At 45.9% G+C, this 7,253-nt stretch carries 10 protein-coding genes; 5 read left to right on the top strand and 5 right to left on the bottom strand.

What is annotated here, in order from left to right:
* Nucleotides 1-959: DNA topoisomerase IV subunit B (locus IJN28_03860; protein ID MBQ6712912.1), on the top strand; the 959-nt coding region annotated here is incomplete at its 5' end.
* A 57-nt stretch (nt 960-1,016) separates the two neighbouring features.
* Nucleotides 1,017-1,688 (top strand): phosphatase PAP2 family protein, encoded by a 672-nt coding sequence (locus tag IJN28_03865; GenBank protein MBQ6712913.1) that lies wholly within the window; start codon nt 1,017-1,019, stop codon nt 1,686-1,688.
* Nucleotides 1,689-1,727: 39 nt separating this feature from the next.
* Here the strand turns inward: IJN28_03865 and IJN28_03870 are convergent, their stop codons facing one another.
* From IJN28_03870 to IJN28_03880, 3 genes are all read right to left on the bottom strand, one after another.
* Entirely contained in the window at nt 1,728-2,369 is a 642-nt protein-coding gene (locus IJN28_03870; GenBank protein MBQ6712914.1) for a lactate utilization protein, read from the bottom strand.
* A gap of 22 nt (nt 2,370-2,391) precedes the next feature.
* The gene (locus tag IJN28_03875) at nt 2,392-3,009 is read right to left on the bottom strand and encodes a lactate utilization protein (GenBank protein MBQ6712915.1); all 618 of its coding nucleotides are present in this window, start codon (nt 3,007-3,009) and stop codon (nt 2,392-2,394) included.
* A gap of 261 nt (nt 3,010-3,270) precedes the next feature.
* The gene (locus IJN28_03880; GenBank protein MBQ6712916.1) at nt 3,271-3,477 is read right to left on the bottom strand and encodes a hypothetical protein; all 207 of its coding nucleotides are present in this window, start codon (nt 3,475-3,477) and stop codon (nt 3,271-3,273) included.
* A gap of 112 nt (nt 3,478-3,589) precedes the next feature.
* Between IJN28_03880 and IJN28_03885 the strand changes: the two genes are divergently transcribed.
* Entirely contained in the window at nt 3,590-4,372 is a 783-nt protein-coding gene (locus IJN28_03885) for an enoyl-CoA hydratase/isomerase family protein (protein ID MBQ6712917.1), read from the top strand.
* A gap of 47 nt (nt 4,373-4,419) precedes the next feature.
* Nucleotides 4,420-5,121: a DNA alkylation repair protein gene (locus tag IJN28_03890; protein ID MBQ6712918.1), complete on the top strand. Its 702-nt coding sequence runs from the start codon at nt 4,420-4,422 to the stop codon at nt 5,119-5,121.
* 104 nt (nt 5,122-5,225) lie between these two features.
* On the opposite strand, the gene IJN28_03895 is transcribed toward IJN28_03890, so the two are convergent.
* Nucleotides 5,226-5,696: a PepSY domain-containing protein gene (locus IJN28_03895; protein ID MBQ6712919.1), complete on the bottom strand. Its 471-nt coding sequence runs from the start codon at nt 5,694-5,696 to the stop codon at nt 5,226-5,228.
* A gap of 124 nt (nt 5,697-5,820) precedes the next feature.
* The gene (locus tag IJN28_03900) at nt 5,821-6,288 is read right to left on the bottom strand and encodes a PepSY domain-containing protein (protein MBQ6712920.1); all 468 of its coding nucleotides are present in this window, start codon (nt 6,286-6,288) and stop codon (nt 5,821-5,823) included.
* Nucleotides 6,289-6,439: 151 nt separating this feature from the next.
* Here IJN28_03900 and IJN28_03905 point away from each other — a divergent pair, with 151 nt between their 5' ends.
* Nucleotides 6,440-7,165, top strand: coding sequence for an SDR family NAD(P)-dependent oxidoreductase (locus IJN28_03905; GenBank protein ID MBQ6712921.1), 726 nt, complete (start codon nt 6,440-6,442; stop codon nt 7,163-7,165).
* Nucleotides 7,166-7,253: the final 88 nt, after the last annotated feature.

The raw sequence follows: 7,253 nt of genomic DNA on the forward strand, positions 1-7,253 counted from the left end.
TCCGTGAAGGTCTGACAGGCGTTTTCAGCGTCAAGATACAAGAACCGCAGTTTGTAGGTCAGTCAATAACGAAGCTCGGCAACAGTGAAGTCCGCGGTATCGTCGATTCTATCTTGAGCGAAGGTCTGACTGAGTTCTTCGAAGAAAATCCTGCTGTGACGAAACGCATCTTGGAAAAATCGCTCATGGCGGCACGCGCTCGCGAAGCGGCACGCAAAGCACGCGAATTGACGCGTCGCAAAAGCGCACTCGAAGTCAGCTCTCTCCCGGGTAAGCTTGCTGATTGTTCGGTCAAAGATCCTGAACAGACAGAGATCTATCTCGTCGAAGGTGACTCAGCAGGCGGCTCTGCAAAACAAGGTCGCGATCGCCGATTCCAAGCGATCTTGCCGCTGCGCGGTAAGATACTCAACGTAGAAAAAGCACGCCTTGATAAGATCCTCGGCAACGAAGAGATCCGTTCTATGATAACGGCATTCGGTAACGGTATCGGCGACGAATTCGATATCGCGAAAAGCCGTTACGGTAAGATCATTATCATGACAGATGCCGACGTCGACGGTGCGCATATCCGTACGCTCCTGTTGACGTTCTTCTACCGTTATATGAAACAGCTCATCGAAAACGGCCGTATCTACATCGCGCAACCGCCGCTCTATCTTATCAAAAAAGGAAAACAGCATTGGTATACATACAGCGACGAAGAAATGGCAAAACTTCTGGAAGACATCGGTCGTGACGGCATCTCCGTACAGCGATACAAAGGTCTTGGCGAAATGAATCCGGAACAGCTCTGGGAAACGACGATGAATCCCGAAGGCAGAACGATCCTTCAGGTACAGATGGAAGATGCCATTGCCGCAGACGAAATGTTCTCCGTATTGATGGGGGATAAAGTAGAACCGCGTCGTAAATTCATCGAAAAACATGCCAAAGAAGTTCGTAACCTCGATATCTAACAGAAATATAAAAAAGTCGGGCTCGTCCCGACTTTTTTTGTGAAAGGATAGATGCACGTGCCACAGAGGTCTTTCAAAGTATTTCGTTTTCTTGCGATATTCAGCTCAATATTGATGGCGTTTGCTCTCATGCTTGATCTTGCCGTATATGGTACGTGGAAGGATATCCTGCGTCCGCATGTCGTGTCGTTTGACGGTACGATCATTACTGCGATACGCATCCACACATCGGAATTATTAAGTCAAGTCATGATACTCATTACCGAGTGCGGATCGTTCGAGTTTTATATAACGGTCGGCGGCGTTATCGTAATATGGCTTTGCCTCAAAAAGAGGATATTGGAAGGTATCATGCTCGTCGTCTGCTCGGGTGGGAGCGGTCTGATGACGCTTCTTATCAAAAGTATCGTTATGCGGTTTCGTCCCGATATGATGCCTGTTATCGCTGAAACGGGGTACAGTTTTCCAAGCGGTCATTCGGTGACGGCAGTCTGTTTCTACGGATACTTGGCATTTCTCTATTGGGCGTACGGCAAGTCACCTGTGATGCGCAAAGTAGGTATCATCGGTGCCGTACTTATGATACTCGGTATCGGTATCAGCCGCATCTATCTCGGTGTCCATTTCCCGACGGATGTGATCGGCGGATATATCGGCGGTCTTATGTGGCTCAGCCTGTCGGTTCTTGTGCTATATTATGCGAAACGAAAAGATACTCATTCAAAATAAAAAAGGTTTACCCTGTATAGGGTAAACCTTTTTTGCTTCTTAGTAACCGAGTTCTTCTTTGATAATAACGATATGAATATCGGTGAGGAACGGGCGTCTGTTCGTCACATTTGTGATGGTACAGATGCGTTCGGGACCGCGGCAATCAATACAATGACCTGTCTTGACACATGGCGGTGCTTTTTTGAGACGACCTACTTCAAAAAGACGTTTGGCATTCATCGGAGCGGCGATGTTTTTGACGCGTTCGATACCTGCCTCTACATCGGGTACGAGCTTGTTGATGCCTGCTGCGACAATGACACGCTTCGGACCGAAGGACAGAGCCGCTACACGGTTGCCGAATCCGTCAATATTGACAAGCTCGCCTGTTTCGGTCAGTGCGTTCGTACTGGTAAGGAATACATCGCATAAGAGCTGGCGACGACGGAAGTCGAGCAGCTGCTGCGGACTGATACCGGGCTTATTGTGATCAAAGATGAGATGACCTTTTGCATCAAGCTCATCAAGAATATCAAGCTCTTTGATCGTGACAGAGCCGCCGACACCGATCGTTGCACCTTCATCAATAAGCGAGCATACGATCTGCGCGCCTTCTTCTTTCGTTTCTGCCACATAGACAGAAAAATTATTTTTTTTGAGATTGGAGATCGTATTTTCAAGTATCATATCTGTCATCATATTCAAATCTCCTCAATCATTCTTAATAACCGAGTTCTTCTTTGATAAGAACGATATGGATATCGGTAAGCGGAGGACGTTTTTTCGTGATCGTCGTGACATTGCAGATACGACCCGGGAGCTGGCAGTCTACGCAATGGCCGACTTTCGTGCACGGCATATCTTTTTTGAGACGTTTGTTGTTGAGCGGTGCCGCAACAGAACCGATACGTGCGATACCTGCATGAACGTCTGCTACGATCTTGTTGATACCTGTTGCGACAACAACACGTTTCGGACCGAACGTAAGTGCCGCTACACGGTTGCCGACACCGTCGATATTGACGAGTTCGCCTTTTTCGGTCAGTGCGTTCGTACTGGTGAGAAATACGTCGCATGTCAGTTCGCGGCGACGGAAGTCGAGTACCTGCTGCGGCGTAAGGCCTGCTTTATTATGGTTGAAGATAAGATGACCTTCTGCTTCAAGACCATCGAGAATATCGAGCTGGTCGATCGTGACCGAACCGCCGACACCGATCGTCGCACCTTTTTCGATCAAAGAACGAACGATCTGTGCGCCTTCTTCTTTATTTTCCGCAACATGAACGGCAAAGTTATTTTTTTTCAGATTTTCTACTACGATTTCAAGATTGACAGTCATATAAAATCACTCCTCATAGTAAGTGTATTATTCACGAACGAATAATCCTACTATCATGATAAACAATAAATGATGATTACACAAGAGAAATGAGTTATTTAATAAAAAAATATAGATAAGGAACTTGCTTTTTCGCTTTGTATACAGTATTATATCTGTGGGGGAGATATGGTACACTTTGGCGGGTGTATCATAGTTGGCAAAAGGGTATATAGGATGGCAGAAGCGGGCGAGATCGGAATTGCGCCCGCTTCTGTGCGTCTAAAAACGATCTTGGCGCGAAAGTCCGTAGACGAATAAAAGATCGGCAAGGTCTGACGGAAATGGGATCGCACCGCCCGAATCGATAACTTCGGTACGGATATAATCAGCAAGACCTGTCGGGAGCAGCACAGGCTGACTGCGCACGACAGCCGACAAGTTCTCCACAAGAAAAACGAACAGAATATCTTGGATATCGTCGGGCATGACGTACTCCTTTCTTAGACACCACAATAGATGGTGTTTTTATTTTTTATGAAAAAGGATTTGATACGGCTGATATGGAATTATTGACGAAAGAGAAAAAGGAGTGAATATCATGGAAGAAGCTGTTGTATTATATGAAAAGATCGGTCAGATCGCGAAGATCACGCTCAATCGTCCGAAAGCCCTCAATGCGATGAATGGTGAGCTTGTCAGCACATTGGCATCACGTCTTGATGATGCAGGTAACGATAATGATGTACGTGTTATCATCCTCACAGGTAACGGCAAAGGATTCTGTGCAGGCGGTGACCTTGCGTACTTGAAACAATTGACGAACGTTATCGAAGCGCGTGCGTTTATCACGGAAGTAGGCGCACTCGTCAAACAGATACAGTCTATCACAAAACCGATCATCGCGATGGTCAACGGTGTAGCGGCAGGCGCAGGCTTCAACCTCGCCTTGGCTTGTGATATCGTATTCGCATCTGATACGGCAAGATTTGCACAGAGCTTCGTCAAAGTAGGCCTCGTGCCGGACTGCGGCGGTATGTATCTTTTACCGAAGATCGTCGGTATGCACAAAGCAAAAGAGCTTATGTTCACGGCAGACCTTATCGGTGCGGCCAAAGCAGACGAATTGGGTCTGTTGAATCGCGTTATCGAAAGTGACAAGCTCGAAGCAGAAACGCTCGCATTCGCAGAAAAACTTCTTCTTTCGGCACCGATCGTACTCGGTATGGTCAAACAGACACTCAACGGTATGGAAGATATGACACTTGAAAATTGGCTCGTACACGAAGCCGATATGCAGACTCTTTGTATGCAGACGAAAGATCATCAGGAAGGTATCAGCGCATTTTTAGAAAAACGCGCGCCTGAATTTAAAAATCAGTAATATAGGTGGGCAGAGGGCAGACGATCTCTTGCCAAAGGAGAACAGAGATGGATATACAGGATATTCGGAAGATGTTGTTATCACTAAGAGAAGATGATTATAAACGATTCATGTCATCTCTCTTGCCGAATGTCGATCCTGATATCATCATCGGTGTCCGTCTGCCTCATCTTCGTAACATAGCAAAACGTATCGTGCGCGGTGATTTTCGCACATATCTAGATACGTGCAGCCGAGATTATTATGAAGAAAAGATGGTAGAAGGCTTCGTCATCGGCATGGCTGATATAGCGTTCGATGAACGGTGCGACCGTATCGCCCGATTCGTACGTCATATCGACAACTGGGGCATCTGTGATTCGTTTTGCGCAAGTCTGAAATTCGCTCATACAGAAGAGAAAAAAGTATGGAATCGGATAGAACGCTATTTCGCATCGCATCATCCGTATGAAGTGAGATTTGCTGTCGTTATGGCGATATACTACTTCGCAAAAGAAGAATATGCAGACGACTTCTTCAGCCGTCTGGGTTATATTCGATCAGATGACTACTACGTCAAAATGGCGATCGCATGGGCGATCTCCGTCTACTATGTCACGTGTCCCGATCGTACGAAAGCATATCTGATGAAACATGATCTTGATCTGTGGACATATCGCAAAGCACTGACGAAGATCATCGAATCGAATCGCGTATCACAACATGATAAAAAATGGATACGAGAACTTCGTGACAAGATAAAAAAATAATATTGCTTCACGTGAAACAATATGGTGAAGGCAAATAAAAAGAACGAACCATATGGTTCGTTCTTTTTATTGTTGAGGTTAGAGGCTATTATTTAAAGGTCGCTTTATCTTTTGTAATTAAGGTCTACTTCGAGAACGACACCGTTTGCCGCGAGAACATCAGCATCGCCGCGTACGCCGTCTACGATGAATTTCACATCATAGGAAGTTTTGTACGAATCGCGATCAAGTTTTACTTTCGTAACTTTTGCGTTCGGGTACAATTTGAGAACTGCTGCTTTGGCATCGTCAGCCGAGATGTTGACTGCCGTAGAGAGCGGTACATTGAGCGTGTCGATGGAAACGTCGGTCACTTTGCCGAGGCGTTTGTCAACGTCTACTTCATATTCTTTATCTGCAGAGCGATATACAACATCGAAGCTGTCTTCGTCTTCTGCGATATAGGAGTATTGTACATCAGCCGGAACGTAACCGTTCGCCATATTGCGGGCGTCCTGCTGGCTCATTGCGAATGCGACTGCGGAAGTTGCTACGAGAGAGATACCGAGTGTCAATGCCAATAATCTTTTTTTCATACTATTCAACTCCTTATATATGTATAATACACTTCTGTTAACTAATACCTTGTAGGTTAATCATACTCTTTTGATAGTGGTTTGTCAATACCCTATTGGAAAAATATACTTTAATTTTTTACTTTTATTTGTAATCAAGATCTACTTCGAGAACGACACCGTTTGCCGCGAGGACATCAGCATCGCCGCGTACACCGTCTACGATGAATTTCACATCATAGGATGTTTTGTACGAATCGCGATCGAGTTTTACTTTCGTAACTTTTGCGTTCGGGTACAATTTGAGTACAGCTGCTTTGGCATCGTCAGCCGAGATGTTGACTGCCGTAGAGAGCGGTACATTGAGCGTGTCGATGGAAACGTCGGTCACTTTACCGAGTCTTTTATCAACGTCTACCTCGTAGATGTTGGAAGCGGAACGGTAGAAGACATCGAAGCTGTCTTCGTCTTCGGATACGAAGGAATATTTTGCATCAGCCGGAACGTAACCGTTTGCCATATTGCGGGCGTCCTGCTGGCTCATTGCGAATGCGACTGCGGAAGTTGCTACGAGAGAGATACCGAGTGTCAATGCTAATAATCTTTTTTTCATACTATCCAACTCCTTATATATACACGTTATGTTTGTTCTATTGTTAATGTTTACCTCTTAGGTTAATCATATCATTCTACTAGTAGAATGTCAATACCCTATTTTTAAAATATATATTTTATTTTTAGGATTTTTTAAAGAAGGTGATCGCGTGAAAAAAATCGTCATTATCGGGGCTACAAGCGGGATCGGGCGTGCAACAGCAGTGCGGTTTTATCACCTTGGATATGAGGTCGTGGGACTTGGTAGGAGAGAGGTGTTGCTTGCGTCGCTGAAAAAGGAGCTTGGAGAAGGATTCAGCTATGATGTATATGATATGGCAGGAGATGGTGCACGAGAACATCTAAAAGATATTCTCGATCGGGAAGGTCATGTTGATGTGGTGTTTCTCTGTGCGGGTGTGGGGTATCGTAATCGGGAATATGATATAGAGAAGGAAGAGGAAACGATCGCTGTCAATGTGGTAGGATTTTCGCGGGCGGCGCATACGGTGATGAACCATTTCTTCCGTCAAGGGGGAGGTCATTTGATATGTGCTTCGTCTATCGCAGGCGTGCGCGGTGTCGGGACGGCGGCATACGGTGCATCGAAGGCGTATATCTCGAATTATGCAGACAGTCTGCGTATCATTGCCGAGGAACGCGGATGCCCTATTACGGTGACGGATTATCAGCCGGGATTCGTTGATACGGCGATGGGGCAGGCAAGTTCATTCTGGCGGATATCGGCAGACGAGGCGGCGCGATATGTTGAGAAGGCTGTTCTGGCGAGATGCGAGCATATCTATGTATCGAGCAGGTGGCGGTTTATTGCGTATCTAATGAGGATATTGCCGCACGCGATCGTGCGCAAGATCATAGGCAAACAAAAAGACTGACTTCGCGAAAAGTCAGTCTTTTATATGTTTTTAGTAGTCGATGTCAATATCGAGGATCGTACCGTCAGCGGCAAGGACGTCCATTTCA

The organism is Selenomonadales bacterium (genome assembly GCA_017442105.1).
In the GTDB taxonomy this organism is placed as follows: Bacteria; Bacillota; Negativicutes; order RGIG982; family RGIG982; genus RGIG982.